Source organism: Sagittula salina (genome assembly GCF_017813235.1).
GTDB lineage: Bacteria > Pseudomonadota > Alphaproteobacteria > Rhodobacterales > Rhodobacteraceae > Sagittula > Sagittula salina.
In genome coordinates, this window is record NZ_JAGISH010000099.1 from 1 (window position 1) to 234 (window position 234).

Sequence of the window (234 nt, forward strand, 5' to 3'; positions counted from 1 at the left end):
TTGATGTTCTATTGTATGATGTAGCGGTTGTAAGCGATGCCGAATCACCTGTTTTATACGAATAACCCCAATTTTTATTCCTTTGTTGATCAAAACTTGTCTCTTGCCCCGATTGACTTTGATTGCTATTCGTTTTTTCACGGTTGACGCTATCTGTGCTATTGATGTTTTGAAAGTCACTAAGAGATTTACTACTAGAATCGCCAGCACGATAATTTGATGATGCTGTGCTTG

1 protein-coding gene is annotated in these 234 nt (G+C 38.0%); it reads right to left on the minus strand.

The annotated features are described in order from the left end of the window. On the minus strand, positions 1 to 234 hold a 234-nt coding region (locus J5474_RS22705; RefSeq protein WP_209364295.1), incomplete at both ends, for a hypothetical protein.